The 26,007-nt window shown below is 71.1% G+C and carries 27 protein-coding genes; 18 read left to right on the plus strand and 9 right to left on the minus strand.

Translation table 11 applies throughout. The features are described from left to right. Positions 1-313: 313 nt before the first annotated feature. Positions 314-880 carry a NifU family protein gene (locus FV233_RS00005; protein ID WP_147857709.1) on the minus strand — a complete coding sequence of 189 codons (567 nt, stop codon included), beginning with the start codon at positions 878-880 and terminating at the stop codon, positions 314-316. A 176-nt stretch (positions 881-1,056) separates the two neighbouring features. On the opposite strand from FV233_RS00005, the gene FV233_RS00010 reads away from it, so the two are divergent. The 4 genes from FV233_RS00010 to FV233_RS00025 all read left to right on the plus strand — a co-directional run bounded on the left by FV233_RS00010 (position 1,057) and on the right by FV233_RS00025 (position 3,225). Beyond that, a complete protein-coding gene (locus FV233_RS00010) occupies positions 1,057-1,518 on the plus strand; it encodes an atp-dependent helicase (RefSeq protein ID WP_246689878.1) in 462 nt (153 codons plus the stop codon). Between the two features lie 85 nt (positions 1,519-1,603). Further along, the gene (locus tag FV233_RS00015; protein WP_147896251.1) at positions 1,604-2,005 is read left to right on the plus strand and encodes a DUF2934 domain-containing protein; all 402 of its coding nucleotides are present in this window, start codon (positions 1,604-1,606) and stop codon (positions 2,003-2,005) included. Between the two features lie 157 nt (positions 2,006-2,162). Further along, positions 2,163-2,828, plus strand: a complete 666-nt coding sequence (locus FV233_RS00020; RefSeq protein ID WP_147896252.1) for an HAD family hydrolase — start codon at positions 2,163-2,165, stop codon at positions 2,826-2,828. 190 nt (positions 2,829-3,018) lie between these two features. After that, positions 3,019-3,225 carry a hypothetical protein gene (locus FV233_RS00025; RefSeq protein ID WP_147855347.1) on the plus strand — a complete coding sequence of 69 codons (207 nt, stop codon included), beginning with the start codon at positions 3,019-3,021 and terminating at the stop codon, positions 3,223-3,225. A 15-nt stretch (positions 3,226-3,240) separates the two neighbouring features. Here the strand turns inward: FV233_RS00025 and FV233_RS00030 are convergent, their stop codons facing one another. The 3 genes from FV233_RS00030 to FV233_RS00040 form a co-directional block, all read right to left on the minus strand. After that, positions 3,241-3,534, minus strand: coding sequence for a hypothetical protein (locus tag FV233_RS00030; RefSeq protein ID WP_147896253.1), 294 nt, complete (start codon positions 3,532-3,534; stop codon positions 3,241-3,243). A 142-nt stretch (positions 3,535-3,676) separates the two neighbouring features. Continuing rightward, on the minus strand, positions 3,677-3,958 hold the full coding sequence (locus FV233_RS00035; protein WP_147855345.1) for a hypothetical protein: 282 nt from the start codon (positions 3,956-3,958) through the stop codon (positions 3,677-3,679). A 298-nt stretch (positions 3,959-4,256) separates the two neighbouring features. Further along, a complete protein-coding gene (locus FV233_RS00040; RefSeq protein WP_147896254.1) occupies positions 4,257-4,631 on the minus strand; it encodes a DUF6481 family protein in 375 nt (124 codons plus the stop codon). Positions 4,632-5,241: 610 nt separating this feature from the next. On the opposite strand from FV233_RS00040, the gene FV233_RS00045 reads away from it, so the two are divergent. The 11 genes from FV233_RS00045 (at position 5,242) to FV233_RS00095 (ending at position 15,758) form a co-directional block, all read left to right on the plus strand. Then, positions 5,242-5,712, plus strand: coding sequence for an ureidoglycolate lyase (locus FV233_RS00045; RefSeq protein WP_147896255.1), 471 nt, complete (start codon positions 5,242-5,244; stop codon positions 5,710-5,712). A gap of 172 nt (positions 5,713-5,884) precedes the next feature. After that, positions 5,885-6,079: a DUF4089 domain-containing protein gene (locus FV233_RS00050; protein ID WP_147855342.1), complete on the plus strand. Its 195-nt coding sequence runs from the start codon at positions 5,885-5,887 to the stop codon at positions 6,077-6,079. Further along, complete coding sequence (locus FV233_RS00055; protein ID WP_147896256.1) at positions 6,076-7,473, plus strand: AtzE family amidohydrolase; 1,398 nt, start codon at positions 6,076-6,078, stop codon at positions 7,471-7,473. Before FV233_RS00050 ends, FV233_RS00055 begins: the two co-directional genes overlap by 4 nt. Continuing rightward, the gene (hpxZ, locus tag FV233_RS00060; protein ID WP_147854880.1) at positions 7,473-7,856 is read left to right on the plus strand and encodes an oxalurate catabolism protein HpxZ; all 384 of its coding nucleotides are present in this window, start codon (positions 7,473-7,475) and stop codon (positions 7,854-7,856) included. Before FV233_RS00055 ends, hpxZ begins: the two co-directional genes overlap by 1 nt. Positions 7,857-7,963: 107 nt before the next feature. Next, positions 7,964-9,586: an ABC transporter substrate-binding protein gene (locus FV233_RS00065; protein WP_147896257.1), complete on the plus strand. Its 1,623-nt coding sequence runs from the start codon at positions 7,964-7,966 to the stop codon at positions 9,584-9,586. A gap of 200 nt (positions 9,587-9,786) precedes the next feature. Further along, positions 9,787-10,740 carry an ABC transporter permease gene (locus FV233_RS00070; protein ID WP_147854882.1) on the plus strand — a complete coding sequence of 318 codons (954 nt, stop codon included), beginning with the start codon at positions 9,787-9,789 and terminating at the stop codon, positions 10,738-10,740. 14 nt (positions 10,741-10,754) lie between these two features. After that, positions 10,755-11,684, plus strand: a complete 930-nt coding sequence (locus tag FV233_RS00075) for an ABC transporter permease (protein WP_147854883.1) — start codon at positions 10,755-10,757, stop codon at positions 11,682-11,684. Continuing rightward, positions 11,681-12,736: an ABC transporter ATP-binding protein gene (locus FV233_RS00080; RefSeq protein WP_147896258.1), complete on the plus strand. Its 1,056-nt coding sequence runs from the start codon at positions 11,681-11,683 to the stop codon at positions 12,734-12,736. The genes FV233_RS00075 and FV233_RS00080 overlap by 4 nt, the downstream gene beginning before the upstream one ends. Positions 12,737-12,744: 8 nt before the next feature. Beyond that, positions 12,745-13,770: an ABC transporter ATP-binding protein gene (locus FV233_RS00085; RefSeq protein WP_187278020.1), complete on the plus strand. Its 1,026-nt coding sequence runs from the start codon at positions 12,745-12,747 to the stop codon at positions 13,768-13,770. Positions 13,771-13,866: 96 nt separating this feature from the next. Beyond that, positions 13,867-15,114: a hypothetical protein gene (locus FV233_RS00090; protein WP_147896260.1), complete on the plus strand. Its 1,248-nt coding sequence runs from the start codon at positions 13,867-13,869 to the stop codon at positions 15,112-15,114. A 14-nt stretch (positions 15,115-15,128) separates the two neighbouring features. Then, positions 15,129-15,758: a hypothetical protein gene (locus FV233_RS00095; RefSeq protein WP_147896261.1), complete on the plus strand. Its 630-nt coding sequence runs from the start codon at positions 15,129-15,131 to the stop codon at positions 15,756-15,758. Positions 15,759-15,993: 235 nt separating this feature from the next. Here FV233_RS00095 and FV233_RS00105 read toward each other — a convergent pair whose 3' ends face one another. After that, on the minus strand, positions 15,994-17,475 hold the full coding sequence (locus FV233_RS00105; RefSeq protein WP_147896262.1) for a PLP-dependent aminotransferase family protein: 1,482 nt from the start codon (positions 17,473-17,475) through the stop codon (positions 15,994-15,996). 93 nt (positions 17,476-17,568) lie between these two features. On the opposite strand from FV233_RS00105, the gene FV233_RS00110 reads away from it, so the two are divergent. Next, complete coding sequence (locus FV233_RS00110; RefSeq protein WP_147896263.1) at positions 17,569-18,195, plus strand: FMN-binding negative transcriptional regulator; 627 nt, start codon at positions 17,569-17,571, stop codon at positions 18,193-18,195. Further along, positions 18,192-18,908 (plus strand): GNAT family protein, encoded by a 717-nt coding sequence (locus FV233_RS00115; protein WP_147896264.1) that lies wholly within the window; start codon positions 18,192-18,194, stop codon positions 18,906-18,908. Before FV233_RS00110 ends, FV233_RS00115 begins: the two co-directional genes overlap by 4 nt. 2 nt (positions 18,909-18,910) lie before the next feature. Here FV233_RS00115 and FV233_RS00120 read toward each other — a convergent pair whose 3' ends face one another. Together FV233_RS00120 and FV233_RS00125 are read right to left on the minus strand one after the other, a co-directional pair. Continuing rightward, positions 18,911-20,458: a GMC family oxidoreductase gene (locus tag FV233_RS00120; protein ID WP_147896265.1), complete on the minus strand. Its 1,548-nt coding sequence runs from the start codon at positions 20,456-20,458 to the stop codon at positions 18,911-18,913. Continuing rightward, positions 20,455-21,879, minus strand: a complete 1,425-nt coding sequence (locus FV233_RS00125) for an alpha/beta fold hydrolase (RefSeq protein ID WP_147896266.1) — start codon at positions 21,877-21,879, stop codon at positions 20,455-20,457. The genes FV233_RS00120 and FV233_RS00125 overlap by 4 nt, the downstream gene beginning before the upstream one ends. Before the next feature lie 120 nt (positions 21,880-21,999). Between FV233_RS00125 and FV233_RS00130 the strand changes: the two genes are divergently transcribed. Next, complete coding sequence (locus tag FV233_RS00130; protein ID WP_147896267.1) at positions 22,000-22,752, plus strand: GNAT family N-acetyltransferase; 753 nt, start codon at positions 22,000-22,002, stop codon at positions 22,750-22,752. Positions 22,753-22,759: 7 nt separating this feature from the next. On the opposite strand, the gene xseA is transcribed toward FV233_RS00130, so the two are convergent. Together xseA and FV233_RS00140 are read right to left on the minus strand one after the other, a co-directional pair. After that, a complete protein-coding gene (gene xseA, locus FV233_RS00135) occupies positions 22,760-24,445 on the minus strand; it encodes an exodeoxyribonuclease VII large subunit (protein ID WP_147896268.1) in 1,686 nt (561 codons plus the stop codon). A 50-nt stretch (positions 24,446-24,495) separates the two neighbouring features. Then, positions 24,496-25,968, minus strand: coding sequence for an MDR family MFS transporter (locus FV233_RS00140; RefSeq protein ID WP_147896269.1), 1,473 nt, complete (start codon positions 25,966-25,968; stop codon positions 24,496-24,498). Positions 25,969-26,007: the final 39 nt, after the last annotated feature.

Consider the following 26,007-nt stretch of genomic DNA (forward strand, 5'->3'; position numbering starts at 1 on the left):
AAGTATTACGTCATCTAGCGAAAAATGGAATATAAATACTGAATTTATGCGGGATATCGGCTCAGAAATATGCAGTCGATATTACCATCGAACGATTTACCGTGCCGGCAAGGAGCACGTTACAAACTGCCGATGGGCGTACGAGGCGCCAAGACGGGCCGGAGGCTCCGGATCCGGAGCGGTCCATGCTTCGAGGTTGCGGACATAGCCTCGAAGCGGGCACCCGGCGTTCGGCCGGATCCAGGGATGCCATAAAAAACGCCGGCGGCTCGCGGCCGCCGGCGCTGATCGTGCCGTGAACGGCGGCGTCAGGTCAGATCGCCTGAACCTCGCGGATCTCCGGCAGGAAGTGCCGGAACAAGTTCTGCACGCCGTGGCGCAAGGTGGCGGTGGAGGAGGGGCAGCCCGAGCAGGCACCCTTCATCTCCAGGTAGACGACGCCTTCCTTGTAGCCGCGGAAGGTGATGTCGCCGCCGTCGCCGGCCACCGCCGGGCGGACGCGCGTCTCGAGGAGGTCCTTGATCGTCACCACCGTATCGTGGTCGGCGGCGTCGTAGAACTCCTCCTCGCCGTCCTGGTCGTCGAGGCCGCCTTCGGCCATCACGGGGACGCCGGACTGGAAGTGCTCCATGATCGCGCCGAGCACGGCAGGCTTGACCTGGGCCCATTCCGAACCGTCCTCCGCCTTGGTGACGGAGACGAAGTCGTGGCCGAAATAGACGCCCGCGACCCCGGGAACGTCGAACAGCGCGGAGGCGAGGGGCGAGCGGCCCGCGGTCTCGGCGTCCCGGGCCTCGAAGGTGGATTCGGGCAGGACGACGCGGCCGGGGAGGAACTTGAGGGTCGCCGGGTTCGGCGTGGCTTCGGTCTGGATGAACATTGTCGGCGAACTCCGCTGCGCCGGTTCAAGGCCGGCCGGGACAGGCACCGTGAGGTACCGTCTCCCATGTGGACCGGCGGGTGGATTTTCTCAACCGGGCCCGGGCGCCTCAAGAGTGGACATTCGCGCGACGCGCCTTCAGGACAGGCGCGAACGGGATGCTGACGGAGCCGGCGGTGGATGTAACCGGGGATGCGATGCTCGCGCAGGAGTTGCTGAACGACCTGCGCGCGGCCCAGGCCAAGCTGGAGGCCGCGCGCGAGGATGCAGCCTCGCTCAAGGTTCTGCTCGCGCTTCGCACGCACCAGCACGACCTGGCCTGGCAGGAGGCGCAGCGCCTCGCGGCCGAGCTTGAGAACGCCCGCACCCGGTCGAGCGCCCTCGAGGCCGAGCGCGCCGAAGGCCAGGCCGACGCAGCCTCCGCCCACGCCGTGGCCGAGGCGGACGAGCGCACCGAGGCCGTCCGGATCGTGCTGGGCGCCGTCCTCGACAGCATCGGCAGCCGCGCCCTCGACCGGCGCCGCTTCCAGGAGATCATCGCGCGGGCCGGGCGCGAGGCGCCGACCGACGGCCCCGGAGCGGCCCGCCACGCCGTGCTGCTGACCGAGGCGCGGCGGGTCCTGGGCATCCCCGGCTAGGGCGGGCGAGAACCGGAATCGGGTTAACCGCGCTTTAACCACACGCTCGCATCGTCGGTCCCGGGACGGACAGGAGATCGAACGCATGCAGATCAGCGAGCAGCACGTGCGCGAATGCGCCTATTACATCTGGGAGAAGGAAGGCCGGGTTCACGGCCACGCCGTCGCCCACTGGATGCGCGCCGAAGCCGAGCTGCGCGCCGGCGTGATGCTGGCGGACGCCAAGGCCCCCGCGGCCGAGCCGGTCGCCGTGAAGGTGCAGGCCGCCAAGGTCGCCGCGCCGAAGGCCGCGTCCGCCAAAACTGCCACCACGGCCAAGGCCACCGCTCCGAAGGCTCCGGCGAAGGCCGCCGCCAAGGCCGTGACGCCCAAGGTCGCCCTGGCCAAGCCGGTCGCCGCGAAGACCGCCAAGGCTTCGAAGGCTGCTGTGACCGCCGGCCTCGCCGCCAAGGCCAAGCCGGCCCGCGCTCCGGCCTCGATGCACTGAGCTGACGGCGCCTTTCGGCGCCCTCAAACTGCAGATTCAGGAGCCCGCCCCTTCACCGAGGGGCGGGCTCCTGCCGTTTCTGCCTTCCGGAACAGGCCGGCCCCGGCATCGTTGTCCGGCCTGACGCGTACGCCGTGCGCCGCAACGGGAGGCCGCGATGCGCGCCGTGATCTTCGACATCGACGGGACCCTGCTCGACAGCGTCGACCTGCATGCCCGCGCCTGGGTCGAGGCGTTCGCCCATTTCGGCGTCGAGACCGACGAGGCCAAGGTCCGCAGCCAGATCGGCAAAGGTGGCGACGAGCTGATGCCGGAATTCCTTCCGGCCGAGCGCATCGAACGCGAGGGCAAGGAAATCGAGGGGTTCCGGTCGGATCTCTTCAAGAAAAAGTATCTCCCGGAGGTCCGGCCGTTCCCGGCGGTCCGGCCGTTGTTCGAGCGGTTGCATGAGGCCGGCCTGAAGATCGCGCTGGCCTCGTCGGGCAAAGGCCCCGAAGTCGAGCGCTACCAAGAGATCCTCGGCATCGCCGACCTCGTCGACGTCGCCACCAGTTCCGACGATGCGGATCGCTCGAAGCCGCATCCCGACATCTTCGAAGCCGCGGTGAAGAAGCTCGAAGGTCTCGGCAAGGACGACATGATCGTGGTCGGCGACACGCCCTACGATGCCGAGGCGGCTTCGAAGGCCGGCCTGCGCACCGTCGGCCTGCTGTGCGGAGGCTTTCCGGAGGCCGACCTGTCGGCCGCGGGCTGCATCGCGATCTATCGCGACCCGCAGGATCTCCTCGACGGATTCGAGTCGTCGCCGCTCGTAAAGGGTTGAGCCGCGACGGAAGCAAGCGAAATCGTCGGGGCCGCGCCAGCTCTCCACGGTTTCCCGCTTCCTGTGTTGCAGTGCGGTGACGGAGCGTGATGCCGGCTACGTAAAAGTGCGAATGGGGCTGGCGCGGTGGGGCGGGAAGGCGTAGCCACCCGGCCGCCATCTGGAACGTCTCCAAGCACGAGCCCCGCGCATGCCCCAGACTCACCAGTCCAGCCCCGCACCGCGTTTCGTGCCGGCGGCCAAGCCCCTGCCGGAGCAGATCGCCGAGGCGATCGCCTGCCGGTCGACCCCGCTCAGCCATCTGCTGCGCCTGATGTCGGCGCTCAACGCGGAGGGTGGCAACGAAGCCCTGCGTCATGAACTCCGTGCGCGGATCGGCGCGCCGCTCGACGCCTGAACCCGCGGCAACGCGTCAGCGCCGCCTGTGATGATGCTTGCGTTTGCCTGTGCGCTTCTGCGGTTGGGCGGCCGCCTGGGTCGTTCGGGCCATGCAGGCGAAGTAGATCTGCCGGCCGATATCCTCCAGTTCCAGGCCCTGGGGATTGGGTGCCGAGAACACCTTCGCGCGCGCCTCGTTGCGGCAGGCCGCGTCTTCCGGGCTTTTGATCGGCGGTTCGGCCCTGGCCGCCGCACCACCGAGGATCGTCGTCAGAACCGCAGCCGAAACCCATGCGGGGACCCGCATCCTGGCTTGGATACTCAACATACCGGAGCGTGTTCCTCGTTGGACAGAACCGCCGAGATAGTGCGGATCGTCCTTCCGTGAAGCTTCGTCAGACTGCTGGTTCCGGCGACGACGCCGTAAGACAGCACTGCCTGCGATCCGGGCGCGGTCTGCGTGCCATGCGTCAGGGCACGACCCACAGGCAGCGGCCGGACCCCGTGATCGTCATGCACTCGTAGGGCGCGCCACCGATCAGCGCCCGCTGCTCCACAGGGCCGATATCGGCCCGTGGGATCCGGCGGCACCCCGGTTCCGGCGCCTCGCGGGCCGGCCCGGTCGCGGCATCGATCCGGCGGGTGGCGATCAGCGTGTCGCAGGCGGTGACGGTGGATGGATCCTGTGCCGAGGCATGGCCCGATCCCAGGAGGACGAGCGGCAGCGCCGCCAACAGGGTTCGAGACCGCATCGCTTCCTCGCCATCCGCATCATGCTCAAAGGCATCCGGTCATCCCGCGCATGCGCTTGACGACGGCGACTTCCAACACGGATCGACGCGTGAAGGTTGCCCGGCATCCGATCGACGCGGCTCGGACGAGCGATCGCGCCACCGGGCCGAAGGTTGAACCAGCGCGCTGTCGGGCTCAGCGCCCCCCGGGGGCGCGCGGTCCGGCAGAGCGATTCCCCGGACACGGCAACGCCGCCCGCCTGGGGGGCGGACGGCGTTCGAATGCTCTACGGGTGCGGCCCGCGTCCGGCGACGGGGGTCAGCGCTTGGCTTTGGCCTTGCGGGCGGCGTAGCGGGCGTCGCGCTGGGCCTTCTTCAATTCGAGTTCGGCAGACTTGCGCTCTTGCGCGGCAGCGAGTTCGGCGGCCTCGCGGGCGAGCCGCGCAGCGAGTTCGGCCTCCTCGCGCAGACGCTTCTCCTCGGCAGCCTTCCGCTCGGCGGCGATCCGGGCGGCCTCGCGCTCGCGCGCGCGCTCCTCACGGGCCTGGGCGATCTCGGCCCGGGCCTTCGCCTTGGCGATCACTTCAGGATCGTCGGCCGGCGGGCGTGCCTTGAACTTGGCCAGCAGGGCAGCCTTGGCGCTCTGCGAATGCTGGCGGCGGTCGTCGAAATTCCGGTAGTCGAATGCGCTCATCTGACCTTTCTCGGTTGGGTACGTCACGCGTGTCGCGGGGACGACCGGCTGAACCGGCCACGTACTGAGACTACGGGTTCCGGAACCGTCCCCGGGCCCCGGAACCGCACCGATCCATCGGCGCTGCCGATGGCCCGACCCAAGCGCTCGGCTCACGCGGGAGCGCTCGGGTCGGGCCATGTCTGAAAAAACGGGACAGCCCTTAAACCCTGCTCCCCTGAGGACGCAATCGCGTCGGCGTACCGAGGGCGCCGGTAAAACGACAATCGAGGTGAACTCTGTAAAAGTTTGTCCGGGCGATGCCCAAAAGCCTCAAACCGACGATGGGACACAACGATCTCGAACGGAGTTTCGTCGGTTGCCGGGTGGGACGAGCCGCAGGCTCGATCTAATGCGAGACAGGTAGGTCGCGCCCGCCGAACCGACAAGACCGGGTGATCGCCACGATTGCCGCCGACCGGCGGGGCAGGGCCTCCCGCTCCCCCGCAGGCGGAGTCTTCCGCGACTCGCCATGGGCTTCCCGGTGGCGCATCTTCCGTTTCGGCCCGCTTGATGGTGGAGTCCTGCCGCGTCGTGCCCCGGGGCGGACACGTGGGCGCGAGGAGCTGTGATGCGCACCCTGATCCTGTCCGACATCACCGCCGAGGCGTTCGCCCCCTACGGCGAGGTCTTGGATGATCCCGCCACCCCACCCCGTCAGGACCAGGCCGGGCGGATGCAGAACACGCGGCAGGCGGCGCGCGCCAACCTCGCGCTGGTGCTGAGCGAGCCGATGGCCGGCCTGATGCCGGTGCGTCGCCTTGAGCGTCACCTGCATTCCAACCAGGCCTTCCTCCCGCTTTCGGCGGATGCCTACGCCGTCATCGTGGCCCCCGATCGCGACGGCCGCCCCGACGAATCCCGGATCCACGGTTTCCGCGTGCCGGGCCATGTCGGAATCAATTACCGCGCGGGGACCTGGCACGCGCACATGATGACGCTCGAAGAGCCGGGCCGCTTCGCCATGCTGGTCCACGAGGACGGCACCGACGCGGATTGCAGCTTCGCACCGATCGCCCCTCTTATGATCGCGCTGGGATGAACTGCTCATCAAATAGGCATCGCTCGTCATGGCCTGGAATCGCTCTCAGGTAATCGCGACAAGTGCCTAGTGTTTGTGCATCACGTAGAGATCCGGCATCGGCCAACGACCCGGCACGATGCCTGCACCGCCCGGAAGCCGGCCCATCCTGAATACCGGTGTGAGGAACGCGATGCCTGAGACACCCCCTCCGTTCGACCCGGACGCCTACGCGGCAGTGGCCGCGCCGCTCCTCGGCCTGGCGATCGATCCGGCCTGGGTGCTGCCGATCACGTTGAACCTGCGCGTCCTGGCCTCCGCCGCGGACCTGGTAGCGGGCTTTCCGCTCCCCGACGAGGTCGAGGCTGCGCCGCGGTTCGAGGCATGAGCGCGCCGACGCCATCCGATGCCGCGACGATCGCCGCCGCGTTCGCGCAGGGGCGTACGACCGCCCGCGCCACCGTGGCGGCCACCCTGGAGCGGATCGCAGGGATCGACGGGCGCGTGGGCGCCTTCACGGACGTGCTGCCCGAGCGGGCGCTGGCCCGGGCCGACGCACTCGATGCCGCCCGCGCGCGCGGCGAGCCCGCCGGCCCGCTCGCCGGCGTACCCTTCGCGGTGAAGAACCTGATCGACGTCGCCGGTCTGCCGACCCGCGCCGGCTCGAAGATCAACCGGGATCGCCCACCGGCCGCGCGCGACGGCGCGGTGGTGCGGCGCCTGGAGGCGGCCGGGGCGATCCTGGTCGGCGCGCTCAACATGGGCGAGTATGCCTACGACTTCACCGGCGAGAACGTCCACGACGGCGACGCCCACAATCCCCACGCCCTCGACCACATGACCGGCGGCTCCTCCGGGGGGTCGGGCGCGGCCGTGGCGGCGGGGTTGGTGCCGCTGACGCTGGGCTCCGACACCAACGGCTCGATCCGGGTGCCGGCCGCGTTCTGCGGCTGCTTCGGGATGAAGCCGACCTACGGGCGGATCAGCCGGGCCGGCAGCTTCCCGTTCGTGGGCAGCCTGGACCATCTCGGGCCGATGGCCCGGAGCGTCGCCGACCTCGCCCTGGCCTACGACGCGATGCAGGGACCCGACCCGGACGATCCGGTGGCCACGACCCGGGCGCCCGAGCCTGCGTATCCCGACCTGGAGGACGGCATCGGCGGCCTGCGCATCGCGGTGGCCGGCGGCTACTTCGCCCGCAACGGGCATCCGGAGGCGTTCGCGGCCGTCGCCCGCGTCGCGGACGCCCTCGGGGCGAGCCGCACGGTCGAGCTCCCGGAGGCCCAGCGCGCCCGGGCGGCGGCCTACCTGATCACGGCGGCCGAGGGCGCCACCCTCCACCTCGACCGCCTGCGCACCCGGCCGCAGGATTTCGACCCGGCCGTGCGCGACCGCCTGATCGCCGGGGCGATGATCCCGGCCCCCTTCGTCGAGCGGGCGCAGCGCTTCCGCCGCTGGTACCGCGACGCGGTCATGGACTTGTTCGGCGGCGTCGACGTGATCCTGGCTCCGGCCACGCCGTGCCGGGCACCGAAAGGCGGCCTGACCCACTTCGTGCTCGACGGCGTGACCCTGCCGATCCGGGCCAATATCGGCGTGTTCACGCAGCCGATCTCGTTCATCGGCCTGCCCGTGGTGGCCGTGCCGGTCAGGATCGATGCCGGGCTGCCGCTCGGGGTCCAGGTGATCGCCGCGCCCTGGCGGGAGGACCTGGCCCTGCGGGTCGCGCGCCAGCTGGAACGGGACGGGATCTGCACGGCCCCCGTGGCGGAGGTCGCCTGATGGTCATCGACGATCCCGCCGTGAAGGCCGAGGTCGAGGCCGCGTTCGCGACCTACGAGACGGCGCTGACCACCAACGACGTCGCCACCCTGGAAGCGCTCTTCCGGGACGATCCTCGCACGATCCGGTACGGGGCCGGGGAGAACCTCTACGGGATGGACGCGATTCGGGCGTTCCGGCGGGCGCGCTCGCCCGTGGGCCTGGAGCGGGTGCTCGCCGAGACGGTGATCACGACCTACGGGCGCGACTTCGCCACGGCGATGACCCTGTTCACCCGGGACAACGCCCCCGGCAGGACCGGGCGCCAGAGCCAGACCTGGGTGCGGTTTCCGGAGGGGTGGCGGGTGGTCGCCGCCCACGTGAGTCTCATCGAAACCGCCTAGGATCGACGGGTCCGTGCATGGCCCGGGACCGAGTGGCCGCGGGCTTGCATACAGTCGAGCGTATTCCGGGCCCGCCCTCCCGGACCAACGCGAGTATCCGATCCGACATGCTGTCTCGTCTGAAAACTCTCGGCGCCCGTGCGGCGCTCGCCGGCGCCCTGGCGCTCTCCGCCAGCACCGCCGCCCGCGCACAGGGAACGCTGCGGATCGGGATGACCGCGTCGGACATCCCGCTGACCACCGGCCAGACCGACAATGGCGGCGAGGGCATGCGGTTCCTGGGCTACACGGTCTATGACGGCCTGATTAACTGGGACCTGTCGAGCGCCGAACTCGCCTCCGACCTCGTGCCCGGCCTCGCGACCAGCTGGGCGGTCGACGCCGCCGACAAGACCAAGTGGACCTTCAAGCTGCGGCCGGGGGTGAAATTCCACGACGGCTCCGACTTCAACGCCGACGCCGTGGTGTGGAACCTCGACAAGCTGCTGAAGGCCGACGCGCCCCAATACGATCCCCGCCAGTCCGCGCAGGGCAAGACCCGCGTCCCGGCGGTCGCCTCCTACAAGGTGGTGGACCCGATGACGGTCGAGATCGTCACCAAGGCCCCGGACGCGACGCTGCCCTACCAGATCGCCTGGATCATGATGTCCTCGCCCGCGCAGTGGGAGAAGGTCGGCAAGTCCTGGGACGCCTTCGCCAAGCAGCCCTCCGGCACCGGCCCGTGGAAGCTGACGCTGTTCGCGCCGCGCGAGCGCGCCGAGATGGTGCCGTTCAAGGAATACTGGGACACGAACCGGGTCCCGAAGCTCGACAAGCTCGTCCTTGTGCCGTTGCCGGAGGCCAACGCCCGCGTCGCGGCGCTCCGCTCCGGCCAGGTCGACTGGATCGAGGCGCCCGCGCCGGACGCGGTGGCCTCGCTCAAGGGCGCCGGCTTCACCATCGTGACCAACGCCTATCCGCACAACTGGACCTGGCACCTGTCCCGGGTCGAGGGCTCGCCCTGGAACGACATCCGGGTCCGCAAGGCGGCCAACCTCGCCATCGACCGCGACGGCCTGAAGGAGTTGCTCGGCGGCCTTGCGATTCCCGCCAAGGGCTTCATGCCGCCCGGCCACCAGTGGTTCGGCCACCCGACCTTCGACGTGAAGTACGATCCGGAGGCGGCCAAGAAGCTGATGGCCGAGGCCGGCTACAGCCCGGCCAAGCCCCTGAAGCTCAAGGTCGCGATCTCGGCCTCGGGCTCGGGCCAGATGCAGCCGCTGCCGATGAACGAGTTCGTCCAGCAGAACCTCTCGGAGGTCGGCATCCAGGTCGACTACGAGGTGGTCGAGTGGAACACGCTGATCAACATCTGGCGGGCCGGCGCGAAGGCCGACATCTCCCGCGGCGTGTCGGCTATCAACTACTCGTACTTCATCCAGGACCCGTTCACCGGGTTCATCCGCCACCTCCAGAGCAACTTCGCCCCGCCGAACGGCACGAACTGGGGCTATTACAGCGATTCGGCGATGGACAAGCTGTTCGACCAGGTGCGTACCACCTTCGACAAGGCCGCGCAGACCCAGGTCCTCGAGAAGGTCCACGAGAAGTACGTGGACGACGCGCTGTTCGTCATGATCACGCACGACGTGAACCCGCGGGCGATGAGCCCGAAGGTGAAGGGCTTCGTCCAGGCCCAGAACTGGTTCCAGGACTTTTCGAAGATCACCATCGCGACGGCGGGGCGGTAACCGCGGGATTTCCCTTCCCCCTCTGCGGGGGAGGGTACCTGCGCAGCAGGGGGGAGAGGGGCAGCGCGACGATGCGGGTTTCGGCTCCCGGCACGCCCTCTCCGGATGCGTCGCTCCCCTCTCCCGACCCCTGCTGACGCAGGGGCCACCCTCCCCCGCAAAGGGGGGAGGGACTTTCAGCGGCCACGGTAAGGCACCCGATGCTGATCTACATCCTCAAACGTCTGGTCTACGTGACGCCGGTGGCGTTCGGGGTCAGCCTGGTCTGCTTCCTGCTGGTCCATCTGGCGCCCGGCGACGCCCTGAGCGCGGTCCTGCCGGCGGACGCCACCCAGGAGACCATCGACAGCATGCGGGCCGCCTACGGGTTCGATAAGCCGCTGCCGATGCAGTACCTGATCTGGTTGTGGCACGTGCTCCACGGCGATCTCGGCACGTCCATCGCCACCGGCCGGCCGGTGCTGGGCGAGGTCACCCGGGCGGTGATCAACTCGCTGATCCTCGCCTCCGTGGCGACCCTGTTGGGCTTCACGTTCGGCACGCTGTTCGGCTTCGTCGCCGGCTACCACCGCAACTCGCTGGCCGACCGGGCGGCGTCCGCGCTCTCGGTCTTCGGCGTGAGCGTGCCGCATTACTGGCTCGGCATGGTCCTGGTGATCGTGTTCTCGGCGACGCTGGGCTGGCTGCCGCCCACCGGCGCCGGGCCGGACGGCTCGGGCAACTGGCGGCCGGATTTCGACCACCTGCGCTACCTGATCCTCCCGGCGGTGACGATGTCGGTGATCCCCACCGGCATCATCGCCCGCACGGTGCGTGCCCTGGTGGCCGACATCCTGTCCCAGGACTTCGTGGAAGCCCTGCGCGCCAAGGGCATGGATGAGTTCGGCGTGTTCAAGCACGTCGTGCGCAACGCCGCCCCGACCGCGCTGGCGATCATGGGCCTGCAGCTCGGCTACCTGCTCGGCGGCTCGATCCTGGTCGAGACCGTATTCGCGTGGCCCGGCACCGGCTTCCTCCTCAACGCCGCGATCTTCCAGCGCGACCTGCCCCTGCTCCAGGGCTCGATCCTGGTGCTGGCGATGTTCTTCGTCGTCCTCAACCTGCTGGTCGACGTGATGCAGACCGCCCTCGACCCGCGCATCGAACGCGCCTGACCCGGAGGCCGATCATGACCGCACCGATCACCGCCGCCTCGATGGCCCTCGACGGCGGCGTGCTCTCCGCCAAAGACGCCGCCCCGGAGGCCGCGTTCGTTCCGTCCCGCGGCTTCTGGGGCCATGTCGGCCACCGGCTGGTGCGCGATCCCGTGGCCATGGGGGCGGGCGCCCTGATCCTGCTCGTGGTGGCCATCGCCATCCTGGCGCCCTGGATCACCCCGATGGACCCGTACAAGGGCTCCATGCTGCGCCGCCTGAAGCATGTCGGCGACGCCACCTACTGGCTCGGCTCGGACGAGCTCGGGCGCGACATGATCAGCCGGCTGATGCTGGGCGCGCGGCTGTCGCTGTTCATCGGGGTCACCCCGGTGCTGATCGCCTTCGTGATCGGCTCGAGCATCGGCATCCTGGCCGGCTATGTCGGCGGCTGGCTGAACACGATCCTGATGCGCACGATCGACGTGTTCTTCGCGTTCCCGTCGGTCCTGCTGGCGATCGCCCTGTCCGGTGCGCTCGGGGCCGGCATCTTCAACTCGATCGTGTCGCTGACCTGCGTGTTCGTGCCCCAGATCGCCCGGGTCGCCGAGAGCGTCACGACGGGCATCCGCAAGCGCGACTACATCGACGCGGCGAAGCTCTCGGGCGCTTCGCCGCTGACGATCATGCGGGTGCAGGTGCTCGGCAACGTGGTCGGGCCGATCTTCGTCTACGCCACCAGCCTGATCTCGGTCTCGATGATCCTGGCCTCGGGCCTGTCGTTCCTGGGTCTCGGCGTGCGCCCGCCGGAGCCGGAATGGGGCCTGATGCTCAACACCCTGCGCACCGCGATCTACGCCAACCCGGTCGTCGCGGCCCTGCCGGGCGTGTGCATCTTCGTCGTCTCGATCGCCTTCAACCTGTTCTCGGACGGCCTGCGCGCGGCCATGGAGATTCGCCAGTGAGCGTCATCCCGGACGCCCCCGATCCGTTCGCCCGCGACCGCGGCGGACCCGCCCAGCCGCTCCTGTCGGTTTCGGGCCTGTACAAGCACTTCCCGGTCCGCAAGGCCGGGGGCAAGAAGCAGGTGGTGCGCGCCGTCGATGGCGTCGATTTCGACGTGCTGAAGGGCGAGACCCTGGGCATCGTCGGCGAGTCCGGCTGCGGCAAGTCCACCACCGCCAAGCTGCTAATGGGCTTGATCGAGCGCGATTCCGGCTCCCTGCTTTACGACGGGCAAGCCGTGGGTGAGCGGGTGATGCCGTGGCGGTCCTACCGCCGCCAGGTCCAGATGGTGTTCCAGGACAGCTACGCCTCGCTCAACCCGCGCATGACGGTCGAGCAGTCGATCGCCTTCGGCCCGAAGGTCAACGGCGTTCCCGGCCGCGAGGCGGTGGAGCGCGCCCGGGCCCTGCTGGCCCGGGTCGGCCTGGAGCCCAAGCGCTTCGCCGGCCGGTACCCGCACGAGATCTCCGGCGGCCAGCGGCAGCGGGTCAACATCGCCCGCTCGCTCGCCCTGGAGCCGCGGCTGGTGCTGCTCGACGAGGCGGTCTCGGCGCTGGACAAGTCCGTGGAGGCGCAGGTGCTGAACCTCCTCCTCGACCTGAAGTCCGAGTTCGGCCTGACCTACATCTTCATCAGCCACGACCTCAACGTCGTGCGCTTCATCTCCGACCGGGTGATGGTGATGTATCTCGGCCGGGTCTCCGAGATCGGCCCGTCCGACACGGTGCTGGACGCCCCGGCCCACCCCTACACCGAGGCGCTGCTGGCTTCGATGCCGTCGCTGGACCCGGACAACCGCACGCAGACGGCGCTCCTGCAGGGCGATCCGCCGAACCCGATCGATCCGCCGCCCGGCTGCCGGTTCCACCCCCGCTGCAGCCTCGCCGAGCCGATCTGCAGCGAAAAAGAACCGCCCCTCGACCCGGTCGGTCCGCTGCACCGGGTCTCGTGCCTCGCCCGCCAGCCCGGCTCCGGCCATTCCGCCGCCCCGGCCCGGGCGCTCGCGGCATGAGCGCCCCGATGTCGAACCCCGAACCCGCCGTCACCCTCGAGAACCTGCGCGTTGCCTTCGGCAAGGTGCAGGTCGTGGACGGCGTCGACCTCACCGTGGAGCGCGGTCAGGCGATGGCCCTGATCGGCGAGTCGGGCTCGGGCAAGAGCGTCACCCTGCGGGCGATCCTGCGCCTGTTTCACGAGGGGCGCAGCCGGATCGAGGGCAGGATCCTGGCGGCCGGCCGGGACGTGCAGGCGCTGAGCAAGCGCCAGCTCGCCGACTTCCGCGGCGGCGACGTCTCGATGATCTTCCAGGAGCCGCTGCTCGCCTTCGACCCGGTCTACACGGTCGGCCGGCAGATCACCGAGGCGATCCGGCGGCACGAGACGATCTCGAAGGAGGACGCCCGCAAGCGCGCGCTCGCCCTGTTCGAGCGCGTGCGGATCCCGAGTCCGGAGCGGCGGCTGGACAACTACCCGCACGAGATGTCGGGCGGCATGCGCCAGCGCGCCATGATCGCGCTCGCGCTCGCCTGCCGGCCGCAGGTGCTGCTGGCCGACGAGCCGACCACCGCCCTCGACGCCACCGTGCAGATCCAGGTCCTGCTGCTCCTGCGCGAATTGCAGCGCGACCTCGGCCTGTCGATCATCATCGTGACCCACGATCTCGGCGCGGCCGTCGAGGTCGCCGACCGGATCGCCGTGATGTACGCGGGCAAGATCGTCGAGACCGGGACCGCGCATCAGGTCGTGCTCGATCCGCACCACCCCTACACGATCGGCCTGCTGCGCAGCCGGGCGGAGGGGGCTCTGGCGAAGGGCTCCCGGCTCCAGACCATCCCGGGGAGCCCGCCGGACCTCGCCAACCGGCCGCCGGGCTGCCCGTTCGCGCCACGCTGCTTCCTCGCCGAGGAGCAGTGCCGCCGGGAGATGCCGCCGGTGACCGAGATCGCCCCCGGTCACAAGGTCGCCTGCTGGCGGACTGAGGAGGCCTCGGCGGCCTACCGGGCGGGACCGACGCCCGTGCGCGCGGCCGAGCTGGTCCCGGCCTGAGTCCCGGGGATCGACGCATCCGCGCGAAGCCTTTATCCGGCATCGCGCGGCTTTCAGGCGGCGGATCACCGTGCGACCGGCCGCCCGAGAATCGCGATGAGCCCATCCGCCTCCGAGATCGTCCTGGTCCCCCGCGGGGAGGCCGGCCATTTCCTGCCGGCGGCTTTGGGCTGGCTGGGGAAGCGGATCAGCGTCACCGCCCATCCGGGCGCGGCCAACCACGTGCTCTGCCTGCCGGTGCTCGACTTCGTCCGCCTCGGCTTCCCGGACCTGAACGGGCGGCTCGATCTGCTGGAGCCCGGCGACGCCGAGAACCTGCGGTCGGGCCGAGCGGCCCTGCTCCTCGACCTGTCGAACGAGGGGCCGGGCCTGCACGCTCCCACCTTCGAGGCGCTCCACCGCAACCTCGAAGGCCTCGGAATTCCCCGGGAGCGGGTCGTCCTGGTGACCCAGAACCGGCTGCTGCGGTTGGATTACGAGCGGCTCTACGGCGAGGGCCTGCGGTTCTGGACCTTCGAGTTCTTCCCGCTCCAGGTCGCGCTCTGGCTCGATGCCGAGGCCGGCCCGCGCCTCTTCCCGCAACACCCCCTCGACCGGGTCGGCTACGCGCCGCTCGCCCGGGACACCGGCGCCGCCCGGTTCCTCTGCCAGAACGCGGCCCTGCGCTGGCACCGGGTGCTGCTCTACCGCTGGTTCCAGCTCAACGGCCTGGACCGCGACGGCCTGATCTCGTTCCACGGGATCGGCGCCGACAACCCGAAGGCGGGCGGCATCGACGTCTTTCACGCGCCGCCGGAGATCGCGGTGGCCTTCGGACCGCTGCTGGCCGATGTCGGCAGCTGGATTCCCCGGCAGGCCAGGCGGATCGATACTCCGGCCCCCGGTGGCGACATGGTCCTCACCCTGGATACCCGGGCCTACGCCGCCAGCGACCTCACAATCATCTCCGAGACGGATTTCTTCGAATTGGGCGTCGAGCGCATCACGGAGAAATCGTTGAAGGCCGCCGCCATGGGCGTGCCGTTCGTGACGGTGGGCGCGCCGCGGGCCGTCGCCCTCCTGTCGGAGCTCGGCTTCCACAGCTTCGGCGGCCTGATCGACCACCATTACGATGTGATCGCCGACCCGATCGAGCGTCTGCCGCAGGTCTTCCGGTCAATCACGACGGCCTGGGACGCGTGCAGGCGCGACCGCGCCGCCTGGCATCGCCGGGCGCGCGCGCAGGCCGAGGCGAATGTCGCGCTCGCGCGCCACGGACTCCTGCCGCAGATCGACCGGGTGATGGTGGCGCCGCTGGTGGAGCGCCTGGCCCGGTTCATGGAAACCGGCGCGCTCGCGCACTGACCCGCGGCTCCGCCGTGACCGCCGACATTCCGACCGCGCCCTCGCGCTGCTCCGCTTGCGACCGCGGCCTCCACGTTCCGGTGCGGTTCTGCCCGTTCTGCGGCGCCGAGCAGCGACGCCCGAAGGCCCAATCGCCGATTCCCCCGTCGCCACCGCCACCGCCACCGCCACCAGAGGCGCTTAAGGCGCCGCCGGCCGACATCGCCCCGGAACCTGCGCCGCCGCAGGAGGGACCGCCTCAACCGCCGGCCAAGCCGGCCCCGGCGCCCCCGAAACCGGTCTGGACGGTACGCCGGGCCCCGCGTCGGCCCGGGAGACTCGCCCGCGTCCGTCAGGCCGTCCTGGCGCTCGCGGCGATCATCGGTCTCGCGGCCCTCGCCTTGGCGCGCCGCGACGTCGTCCCGGCACCAATACGGATCGAGGTCGGGGCGGCCTGGACTCCGGTGCCGCTGAAATCCTTCCGGAACGTCGCGTCGCTGCGGATCACCGCGGAGGGCGTGGTCAGCCTGCGCATCGACGGCGAGCGGGTGCAGCGCGTCAGCCCGTCGAGCGGCGCGACCGTGCGGCCCAAGACCCTCCGGAACCTGGAACTGCGCGCGGGCCGCGGCCCCGTTACCGTGACGCTGACGCCGCGCGGTGAATGACCACCAGGACTTCTGTAAGGCCCGCCCCCGCCGCTCGATCGGTCCATCCCATCCTCGCCCTCATTCCGAGGCGACGGAGCGCAGCGGAGGCCTCGAAGGAGCCCTCCAGCCAGCCGCGCGATTCCTGGAGGCCTCCTTCGAGGCACGCGTCGCTCACGCCTCAGGACGAGGGACAGATTGGGATTTTCGGCGTTCGGAACCCCCGTTCGACTGTGGGTATACGACCGAACGGCTCTCACCCGGCCGCCCGCAGGGTCTCGGCCATGCGCCGAACCGCCGGCTCGATCACCCGCTCGGGCACGGCCGCGTAGCCGAGCAACAGCCCCGGCTCCGGGGGACCGACATGGTAGGCCGAGAGCGCGACCGCGGAGATCCCGGCTCGGTCGAGCCGCGCGACGGCCTCGGCATCGCCGAGCGCGGCCGGCCAGGCCGGACCGGAGCGCGCGATGAGGTGCATCCCGCCCTCCATGGCGGCGACCGCGACCACATCGGCGGCATGGCGGTGGGCCGCCTCGACCAGGGCTTCCTGGCGCAGGGCGTAGAGCCGCCGGGTCCGCCGCAGGTGGCCGGCGAGATGCCCCTCCTCGATGAAGCGGGCCAGCGCCCATTGGCCGATGCCCGGGGGTGCCGGGCCGGTCTCGGCGAGGGCCTGATGCACCGGCGCCACGAGGCCCCGCGGCAGGACCAGGTAACTGAGGCCAAGCGCGGGGAGCAGCAGCTTGGAGAAGCTGCCGACGTAGATCACCCGTCCGCCGCGATCGAGCGCCCGCAGCGGGGCCAGCGGCCGCCCCGCATACCGGTAGGCCCCGTCGTAATCGTCCTCGACGATCCAGCCCGATACGGATTCCGCCCAGGCCAGGAGGTCGAGGCGGTTCTCCAGGCTCATGGCGTGGCCCAGCGGATAATGCTGCGCCGGCGTCACCACGGCGAGGCGCGCACCCTGCAGGCGCGGCCCGGCGGCGCTCACCGATAGCCCGCCCGGTCCGACCGAGACCGGCACCGGGATCAGGCCACCGCTCGCGAGGGCCAGGGCGATACCGGGGAAGCCCGGCTCTTCCACCAGGGCCCGCTCCCCGGGATCGAGCAGCAAATCGGCCAGCAGGCGCAGGCTCTGGCGGATGCCCGCCGTGACGATCACGTCGTCGGCCTCGCAGGCCACGCCCCGCGCCTGCGCCAAATAGGCCGCGATGGAAGCCCGGAGTGCCGGCGAGCCGCGGGGATCGGTCCGCTCGGCCGGTCCGTGACGCCACTCGGCCTGGAGCAACCGCGCCCAGACCGCGTACGGGAACGCGTCCAGCGCGGGCCGGCCCAGCGCGAAGGCGTCGGGCACGCCGGGGCCGGCCATGAACCGCCGGGCCGGCGCCGCGATCAGGCGGGCACCCCGGCGCGACAGGTTCGGAGCCGCCGCAAGCGCCGGCCGTGCCGCCCCATCCGGCCGGGGAAGGGTGTCGTCCGGCAGGGTCGCGGCGACCCGGGTGGCCGATCCGGTCCGCGCCGTGAGGTAACCCTCGGCGATCAGCTGCTCCAGGGCGAGGACCACGGTGCCGCGGGCGCAGCCGAGATCGGCCGCCAGCATGCGGGACGCCGGCAGCCGCGTTCCACGCGGGAGGCGGCGGTCGAGGATCGCCCCGCGCAAGCCTTCGCGGAGTTGGACGTGCAAGGGCGTCGGCGACACCGGATCGAGGCTGACGGGCAGCGGCAGCGGGCCTCGGGCCATGGCGGCAAGTGGTCCAGTCGGATTTCGAAAACCGGACCTTTCGCCTGGTCCGCCGTACGGTCAAGCAGGATCCCGCAACAAGGACTTGGCTCGATGTACCAGCCGCCACACTTCCGCGATGACACGCACGCGGCGCAGCACGGGCTGATCCGGACCTATCCGCTCGGCCTGCTGGTCGCCGGCGGCGCGGGCGGCCTGATCGCCAACCCGATCCCGTTCCTGCTGGACGAAGCGGGCACGCACGGCACCCTGCGCGCCCATCTCGCCCGCGCCAACCCGCAAGCGCAGGCGCTCGCCGAGACCGAGGACTGCCTCGTCGTGTTCCAGGGACCACAGGGCTACGTCACCCCGGGCTGGTACGCGAGCAAGCAGGAGCACGGGCGGGTGGTGCTGACCTGGAACTACGCCACGGTCCACGTCTGGGGCCGGCCACGGGTGATCGAGGACGCGGACTGGCTCCGGCGCCAGATCGCCGACCTCACCGCCCTGCGCGAGGCGCCGCGCGCCGCGTCCTGGGCGGTGGACGACGCGCCCGCGTCCTTCGTGGCGGCCCAGATGAGGGCCATCGTCGGCATCGAGATCCCGATCGCCCGCATCGAGGGGAAGTGGAAGATGAGCCAGAACAGACCGGAGGCCGATCGGGCCGGGGTGATCGCCGGGATGCGCGCGGATGGCGAAACCGTCCTGGCCGACATGGTCGCCGAGCGGAGCGGATCGTGAGCGCCCGCCTCAACGCCTTCGGCCAGCCGATCGGCCCGGCCCTGCCGGACTGGACCCCGCGTCCGCGCCCGCCGCGGACGCCCATGGAGGGCCGCACCTGCAGGGTCGTGCCGCTCGATGCCGAAGCGCATGCCGCGGGGCTGTTTGCCGCCTACGATGCGGCGCCGGACCGGCGCGGCTGGACCTATCTCGGCGACGAGATGCCCGACAGCGAGGCAGCCTACCGCGTCCGCCTCGACGCCCAGGCGCAGAGCCAGGACCCGCTGTTCCACGCCGTCCTCGACCGGGCGACCGGGGCGCCGCTGGGGATCGCCTCCTACCTGAGGATCGACCCCGGCAACGGCGTCATCGAGGTCGGCCACCTGCATTTCGGCCCGAGCCTTCAGCGCTCGCCCGCCTCCACCGAGGCGATGGCACTCATGATGGCTCGGGCCTTCGACGAACTCGGCTACCGCCGCTACGAGTGGAAATGCGACAGCCTCAACGCCCCGTCCCGGGCGGCGGCGCTGCGCCTCGGCTTCACCTTCGAGGGGATCTTCCGCAACGCCGTCGTGGTGAAGGGCCGCTCCCGCGACACGGCGTGGTTCTCGATCACCGACGCCGAGTGGCCGCGTATCCACGCCGGCTTCGCGGCCTGGCTCGACCCGGCGAACTTCGATGCCGACGGCCGGCAGCGCCGCGGGCTGGCGGAGCTGCGCGGCGAGGCCGGTTGATCTCAGCGTCCGGCGGCCAGGAACGCCTCCGCGGTGCGCAGGGACAGCGCCATGATGGTCAGGGCCGGGTTCGCGGCGAGGGAACTCGGGAAGGTCGAGCCGTCGCAGATCCACAGGTTGTCTATGTCGAAGCTGCGACCGACCGGATCGACCACGGCGCTCGACCCGTCGCGCCCCATCCGGCAGGTGCCGATCGTGTGGGCGACGCGCTCCATCACCCAGATGTCCTCGGCCCCAGCCGCCTCCCAGAGGTCGCGCATCACCTTGGTGGCGTGCGCGTTGAGGCGTTCCTCGTTGCGACTGTAGCCGAAGCTGATCTGCGCCTTGCGCATCCCGCGCGCGTCGGTCTCATCGGACAGGGTCAGCACGTTCGCGTCGCAGGGCAGCGTCTCGCCGTTGATGCCGATGCCGGCGAGGTGGTTGTAGCGGTCGAGGTAATCGAGCAGCGGCTTGCCCCACAATCCGCGGCCGCGCGCCACCGCGTTGCCGAAGGTCAGCGGCACCACACCGAGACTCTGGATCAGGTAGCCGCCGGCGAAGTCGGCACCGGCCCGGATGAAGTCCTCCGTGATCAGCGACGAGGGGTAGCCGCGGTTCATCCGCACCTCGTTGGCGAAGGTGCCCCAGACCTGGGTGGCGACGTGGCCCATGTAGTTGCGGCCGACCTGATCGCTGGAGTTGGCCAGGTCCAGATTCAGCAGGAGCCGCGGCGTCTCGACGGCGCCGGCACAGAGGAATACCGCCCCGCAGCGTTGGCGCCGTTCCTGACCGTCCTGTGTGTAGACCACTGCGGTGACCCGGCCGTCGGTGCCGCGCTCGAGTCCGTGCACGAAGGCGCCCGCCCGGATCTCCGCCCCGTGCGTGACGGCCAGGGGCAGGTAGGTGACGTCCATGCTGGTCTTGGCGCCGTTGCGGCAGCCCTGGTGGCAGAAGCCGCAATTGATGCAGGCGTTGCGCCGGGGTCCGCCCTCGGATTCGAAGTCGCGCGAGACCACCGCCGCGGGCGCGTCGGCCCAGCGGATCCCCAGCGTATCGCAGGCTCCGGCCATGATCTGCGCCGGGCCGTTGCGCGGCACCGGTGGCAGGGGATAGCGGCGCTCGGGATCCCAGGGATACGATTGCGGCCCCGAGACGCCGATGAAACGCTCGACCCGTTCGTAGAACGGCGCCAACTCGTCGTAGTCGAGCGGCCAGTCGACGCCCTCGCCGCTCTCGGTGTGAAGCCGGAGGTCGCGGGCGTCGGCCCGGGGCACGAAGGCGCCCCAATGCAGCGTCGAGCCGCCCACGCCGGTGCCGCTGTTGTTGGCCCCGAACGCCTCCGGCGTGGAACCGCCGCTGAGGCGCTCCTCGGTCCAGTAGATCTGGTCCGCCAGCGTCTCGTCGAAGGCGAAGCGCTCGGGGGTGAAGTTGGGTCCGGCCTCCAGGGCCACGACCTTGAGGCCAGCCGCAGCCAGTCGGGCGAGGAGCGGCGCGCCGCCGGCCCCGGTCCCGACGATGACCGCATCGACGGTCTCATCCGTGCGGTAGGTCCGCATCCCGTCGAGGTTCATCGGACCGTCTCCCCCTGTGTGGGCTGGGGTTCCCAGGATTCCGCCCGATCGAGCCCGACGTCGTGGAAGCCGGGCAACCCGTCCGCGATCGGGCCCGGCCGGTCGCCGCCGGCGCCGATGCCCGAAAAGCCGACCCGTGCCAGGGCGGCCGGATGGGCGAGCCACAGGCGCACCGCGTCGGCGCGCAGATCCTCGAACCAGAACCGCATCCGGTCGCCGTCCAGGCGTCCGCCGAGGGAGTCCGGCACCGCCAGGTCGCCGCGCTCGGCCAGCGTCAGCAGCGCATCCTGGTCCTGCGCCTCCAGGGCGACGAACGGACGGTCGTGGGCGGCGCGCGACGCGGCGTCGAGGGTGCGCAGGCCGGCGCGATACGCCTCCGGATCGGGTGGCAGGGCCACGAACCGCCAGCCGTCGCCGGCCCCAGACGCCAGACGCGCATCGAGCCGGGCGGCGAGGTCGACGGCGATCTCCGGCAACACGCGACCGCAGGCAGCGCGCAGGATCGCGAGTTCCACCGGGTCGAGGGCCTGGGGGGCATAGGCGGGGTCGTCTGGCTCCCCACGCGTCTCCAGGGCGCCGCGCAGCCGGCTGTTGACCCGCTCGGACGCGATCAGCGCCGCGTAGGCCGGCGGCACCGGAGCGGCCCGCGCGGCCTCGTCACGCGGGCGGTCGCGCCAGTGATCGCGCAGGCGATCCGCCATCACCTCCGGACGCTCCAGTGGCAGGAGATGGCCGACGCCGTCCACGGTGACGACGCAATGGTGGGCGAGATGCGGCGCCATCAACGCCCGCTGCGCATCCGCGCCGAGATCGGCATCCTCGGATCCCGCCAGGATCAGCGCCGGGGTGCGCAGAAGCCCGATCCGGCGGCACAGATCCTCGCGGGAACCCGATTCGAGCCAGGCCTTCCAGGCCGCGGGGGCCGCCTGCAACACGTCGGCGACCGCACGCGCCTCGGTCTCCGGGTCGAGGGGACCGCCGACATTCTCGGATACGAAAGCCTGTGCCTCGCGCAGCCGCGTCTCCGGATCGGCATCGATCCAGGCGATCATCCTGGCCCGGCGATCGCCGGGGATCGGTTCCGGGCTCGGCGGCGAGCCCGAGACCAGGATCAAGTCGGTGAGCCCGTCCAGGCCCGGCTCCCCGTCCTCGGACCGGCGCGCGAGGGCGAGTGCGACCTTCGCGCCCATGCTGTGACCCGCGATCGCGAAACGCCTCGGCGCATGGGCGCGGATCGCTGCCGCCACATGGTCCGCCATCGCATCGACGGAAAAGCCCGTCTCCGCGGCAGCGTCGCCGAAGCCCGGCAGATCCACGGGCACGCAGACCGGCGTTCCCCCGAGCGCGCGCGAGACGGGCTCCCAGGTTCTGGCGCTGCCGCCCAGGAAATGGAGGCAGACGAGGATTTCGGGTTCGGGCATGACGAGGAGATTGCGCGAGCCTGGAATGCTTCAAGCGTACGCGACGCCGCACGGCTCCGGTTGCCCCGGGGGTGGCGCCGTCCCGACCGCTATGAGATCAAGCGCGCGGAGACTCATAGGATGTCGGATATCGATCTGGCCTGGCGCGTCGAGGAGGCCTGCCTCAACGCCTGGCCGAGCCAGCGCCAGCTCCTGGTCCACGGTTACCTGCTGCGCGCCGCAGGCGGCACCTCGAAGCGGCAGAATTCCCTGAATCCGATGCGCGGCAGCGGCCAGCCCGAACCGGCGATCCGGGCCGGAGAGGCCGTCTACGCCGCGCTGGGACGCCGGGCGATCTTCCGGGTCCCGGGGATCGCACCGCAGCTGGAGCCGCTGCTGGCAGGCGGCGCTTACTCCGTCGCGGACGAGACCTGCACGCTGTTCCGGGACCTCGACGGCCTGTCCGACGAGCCGGACCCGGCGGTCACCCTCGCGCCGAGTCCCGATGCCGCCTGGCTGGCCCTGCGGGACGCCATGAACCGGGCGGATCCCGCCGCCGCGCAGGCCTTTCGCACCACCGTCGATGCCCTCATCCTGCCGCGGGCGTTCGCGACTCTGGCGAGCGATGGCGAGATCGGTGCCTTGGCCTTCGGCGTGTGCGACGGCGACCTGCTGGTGATCGAATCCGTGGCGACACCCGAGAGGCTGCGGGGACGGGGCCACGCCCGGCGGGCCGTCGGCGCGCTGCTGCGCTGGGCCCGCTTGCAGGGCGCCCGCGCGGCCTGTCTGCAGGTGGTAGCGGCGAACACGCCGGCCCGATCACTGTACCGCGGGCTGGGTTTCGAGCGGGAGCTGTACCGGTATCACTACCGGGTCGGGCCGGAGCCGTCCTGAGACGTCCTCAGGCGTCGAACAGCGAACCCTGCCGGGTCGCCGCGGCGGCGCCCGCTTGCGTGCGCTTGCCCGCGGCGGACGGCTCCGTCCGTGCGGACCGCCGCGCAGGCTTGGCGGACACGGACGGGTCGGACGTCCCGTCCGGCACCGCGTTCACCGTCCCGTCGGCGAATTGCAGGCTGAGGCGGCTGGCGGCGGCGGCCTCGGCCGCGTGGCGGACCGGCAGGCCCGCGGCGTCGCGGACGAGGACGTAGCCCCGCTCCAGCACGGCCCGGTAGCTGAGCGATCCGAGGAGGTGGGCCAGGCCCTCGAGCCGGTCGCGGCGGCGCTCGACGCCCCGCAGGCCTGCCTGATTCAGGCGGTCGGACAGGGCGACCAGGCGATCGGCGCGGCGTGCCTGAAGCGCCCGCGCCCGCTCGAGGCTGGCATCCCGGGCGACGACCAGCCGCCGACCGAGTTGGGCCAGGGCCTCGCCCTTGCGCTGGACGTCGTTGCGCAGGGCGGTGAGCGGCCGATGGTCGATCCGCGCCAGGCGCGCCCGGGCGTTGGCCAGCGCCACGTCGGGCGAGCGCCGGGCCATCCGGTCGAGGAGGAGCTGGAGGCGCGCGCGATGGCGGCTGGCCCCGGCCGCCAAGGCCGGAGCGAGGCGCGCCTCGGCGAGGTCGAGGCGCTGGCGCTTGGCCGCCAGCAGGGCATCGGCGCTCGGCAGCGCGCGCGCGAGGGCGCGCAGATCGCACCGGTCGCGCTCGACCCGCCGGCCGACCGCCCCGACCGCCCGAGCGGACAGGTCGGCCACCGTGGCGATCAAGTCGGCGCGGACGGGGACGGCCATCTCGGCGGCGCCCGTCGGGGTCGGCGCCCGGCGGTCGGAGACGTAGTCGATCAGCGTGGTGTCGGTCTCGTGCCCGACCGCCGAGATCAGCGGGATCGCGCTCTCGAATGCGGCGCGGACCACGCATTCCTCGTTGAACGCCCACAGATCCTCAATGGAGCCGCCGCCGCGGGCGACGATCAGCACGTCCGGCCGGGGCAGGGGGCCGTCCGGGGCCAGGGCATTGAAACCGCGGATCGCGGCCGCAACCTCCTCGGCCGCGCCGTCACCCTGGACCCGTACCGGCCAGACCAGCACGGGGCGCGGGAAGCGGTCCTCCAGCCGGTGCAGGATATCGCGGATCACGGCTCCGGTGGGCGAGGTGACGACGCCGACCACGCGCGGCAGGTAGGGGATGGCCCGCTTGTGCTCCGGAGCGAACAGGCCCTCGGCGGTGAGCAGCTTCTTGCGCTCCTCCAGCAGGGCCATCCAGGCGCCGAGGCCCGCCGGCTCGAGGCTTTCGACCACGATCTGGTACGAGGATTTCCCCGCGAAAGTGGTGATGCGGCCGGTGGCGACCACCTCCAGCCCCTCCTGGGGCTTCTGGCGCAGGCGCCCGAACACGCCCTTCCAGACAACGGCATCGATCCGCGCCTGGCCGTCCTTCAGGGAGAAGTAGGCGTGGCCGGAGCCGTGCTGGCCGCGATAGCCGGAGATCTCGCCGCGCAGGCGCACATGACCGAACGCGTCCTCCAGGGTCCGCTTGAGCGCGCCCGCCAGCTCGCCGACCGACCATTCAGGCTGGTTGGCGGTGAGCACGCTGGTCGGCGGAATATCCGCCGCGGGCGAGGCTGCGGGGCGCGGAGGCGGCACGAGGGGCATGGACGGACGCTAGGCGGCCTGCGCCGCAAGGTCAAAGGTTTGAGGGATCCCTACTCCACGGCCAATTCGCGCGGGGCGTCCGAGATCGTGATCCGCGGCACGAACAGCGACAGCACCAGGGTCAGCAGAGCCACCGCGAAGACCGTCCAGAACGTGCCGTGGAGGGCATGCTGCAGCCCGTCCCGGATGGCGTCGCCGCCGGCGCCGAGGCTGCCGGGATCCTCCAGGAGACTCCGGAGCTGGCCGGAATCGACCGGTGAGCCGTCTGCCGGATGGGCCAGCCGGTAGTTCAGCACCGCGCCGAGCGCCGTGGCACCCAGGGTCGAGCCGAGGTTGCGCGCGAAGATGTTCGAGGCGGTGGCGGCGCCGCGCTGCGCCCAGGCGACGCTGTCCTGGATGATCACGATGGCGGCGGTGGACAGGAAACCCATACCGAGCCCCATCACGATCGAGCCGCAGGCGGCCACGATCGGCGAGGTCTCCGAACCCAGGGCGACGAACGCGGTGGCGCCCAGCGGCAACAGCGTCGCGCCGACCAGCAGCGTCGGGCGCAGGCCGAAGCGCACGAAGTTGCGGGCCGCCGTGGTGGCCCCGATCGGCCAGCCGAGCACCATCAGCGTGAGGGTCAATCCGGCGATCAGGGGCGACTGCCGTAGGACGCCCTGGACGTACATCGGCAGGAACGCGGTGAGCCCGATCACGGTCATGCCGGAGAGCAGCGTCGCGGCGTTGGTGGTCGCGATGGGGCGCTGCATCCACAGGCGGACGTCGAGCATCGGGTCGGCGGCCCGGCGCTCCTGGAGCACGAACAGGATGGCCGCCACCACGAAGCCGAGTGCCGGCCACAGGGCCGCCGAAGCCGACGTGCCGGCCTCCGTCAGCGCCATCATCAGCGCGGCGATGGCCGCGGTGAACAGGGCGGCACCGAGTGCGTCGATCGGCCGGCTGCGACGCTCGACGCTCTCCCGCAGGTAGGCCAGGAACAGGCCCGCCGCGACGAGACCCACGGGCAGATTGATCCAGAAGATCCACGGCCAGCTGAGATGGCCGATGATCAGGCCCCCGACCAGGGGTCCCGCCACCGACGAGATGCCCCACACGCTGGCGAGATAACCCTGGACCTTGCCGCGCTCCCGGGCCGGGTAGAGATCGCCGATCACCGTCAGGCTCACCGGCTGGATCGCTCCCGCGCCGACGCCCTGCACCAGGCGGAACAGGATCAGGGAACGCATCGACCAGGCCAGCCCGCACAGCAGCGAGCCGGCCAGGAACACGGCGATGCCGAACAGCAGCACCGGACGGCGCCCGTAGAGGTCGGACAGCTTGCCGAACACCACCGTGGTGGCGGTCTGAGTCAGCAGGAACGAGCCGAACACCCAGGCATACAGGTGGAGGTCGCCGAGCTGGCCGGCGATCTGCGGCATCGCGGTCGAGACGATGGTCGCCTCGATGGCGATCATGAACATCGCCGCCATCACCGCGGCGAGGACCAGCGGGCGGCGCGTCTCGGAAGGACTGGGCATGGGCGCGGTCTAGGCCCGGCTCCGGCCGAGACCTAGCGC

This window comes from Methylobacterium sp. WL7 (assembly GCF_008040085.1).
Taxonomy (GTDB): domain Bacteria; phylum Pseudomonadota; class Alphaproteobacteria; order Rhizobiales; family Beijerinckiaceae; genus Methylobacterium; species Methylobacterium mesophilicum.

Bases quoted from the DNA above. Each gene is read 5' to 3' on its own strand.
- FV233_RS00075 (WP_147854883.1), top strand. From the start codon at position 10,755: ATGACCGCACCGATCACCGCCGCCTCGATGGCCCTCGACGGCGGCGTG.
- FV233_RS00070 (WP_147854882.1), top strand. From the start codon at position 9,787: ATGCTGATCTACATCCTCAAACGTCTGGTCTACGTGACGCCGGTGGCG.
- FV233_RS00105 (WP_147896262.1), bottom strand. From the start codon at position 17,475: ATGGCCCGAGGCCCGCTGCCGCTGCCCGTCAGCCTCGATCCGGTGTCG.
- FV233_RS00035 (WP_147855345.1), bottom strand. From the start codon at position 3,958: ATGCGGTCTCGAACCCTGTTGGCGGCGCTGCCGCTCGTCCTCCTGGGA.
- FV233_RS00015 (WP_147896251.1), top strand. From the start codon at position 1,604: ATGCAGATCAGCGAGCAGCACGTGCGCGAATGCGCCTATTACATCTGG.
- FV233_RS00140 (WP_147896269.1), bottom strand. From the start codon at position 25,968: ATGCCCAGTCCTTCCGAGACGCGCCGCCCGCTGGTCCTCGCCGCGGTG.
- FV233_RS00050 (WP_147855342.1), top strand. From the start codon at position 5,885: ATGCCTGAGACACCCCCTCCGTTCGACCCGGACGCCTACGCGGCAGTG.
- FV233_RS00025 (WP_147855347.1), top strand. From the start codon at position 3,019: ATGCCCCAGACTCACCAGTCCAGCCCCGCACCGCGTTTCGTGCCGGCG.
- FV233_RS00020 (WP_147896252.1), top strand. From the start codon at position 2,163: ATGCGCGCCGTGATCTTCGACATCGACGGGACCCTGCTCGACAGCGTC.
- FV233_RS00055 (WP_147896256.1), top strand. From the start codon at position 6,076: ATGAGCGCGCCGACGCCATCCGATGCCGCGACGATCGCCGCCGCGTTC.
- FV233_RS00125 (WP_147896266.1), bottom strand. From the start codon at position 21,879: ATGCCCGAACCCGAAATCCTCGTCTGCCTCCATTTCCTGGGCGGCAGC.
- FV233_RS00030 (WP_147896253.1), bottom strand. From the start codon at position 3,534: ATGTTGAGTATCCAAGCCAGGATGCGGGTCCCCGCATGGGTTTCGGCT.
- FV233_RS00045 (WP_147896255.1), top strand. From the start codon at position 5,242: ATGCGCACCCTGATCCTGTCCGACATCACCGCCGAGGCGTTCGCCCCC.
- FV233_RS00120 (WP_147896265.1), bottom strand. From the start codon at position 20,458: ATGAACCTCGACGGGATGCGGACCTACCGCACGGATGAGACCGTCGAT.
- FV233_RS00090 (WP_147896260.1), top strand. From the start codon at position 13,867: ATGAGCCCATCCGCCTCCGAGATCGTCCTGGTCCCCCGCGGGGAGGCC.
- FV233_RS00110 (WP_147896263.1), top strand. From the start codon at position 17,569: ATGTACCAGCCGCCACACTTCCGCGATGACACGCACGCGGCGCAGCAC.
- FV233_RS00085 (WP_187278020.1), top strand. From the start codon at position 12,745: ATGTCGAACCCCGAACCCGCCGTCACCCTCGAGAACCTGCGCGTTGCC.
- FV233_RS00040 (WP_147896254.1), bottom strand. From the start codon at position 4,631: ATGAGCGCATTCGACTACCGGAATTTCGACGACCGCCGCCAGCATTCG.
- xseA (WP_147896268.1), bottom strand. From the start codon at position 24,445: ATGCCCCTCGTGCCGCCTCCGCGCCCCGCAGCCTCGCCCGCGGCGGAT.
- FV233_RS00130 (WP_147896267.1), top strand. From the start codon at position 22,000: ATGTCGGATATCGATCTGGCCTGGCGCGTCGAGGAGGCCTGCCTCAAC.
- FV233_RS00065 (WP_147896257.1), top strand. From the start codon at position 7,964: ATGCTGTCTCGTCTGAAAACTCTCGGCGCCCGTGCGGCGCTCGCCGGC.
- hpxZ (WP_147854880.1), top strand. From the start codon at position 7,473: ATGGTCATCGACGATCCCGCCGTGAAGGCCGAGGTCGAGGCCGCGTTC.
- FV233_RS00005 (WP_147857709.1), bottom strand. From the start codon at position 880: ATGTTCATCCAGACCGAAGCCACGCCGAACCCGGCGACCCTCAAGTTC.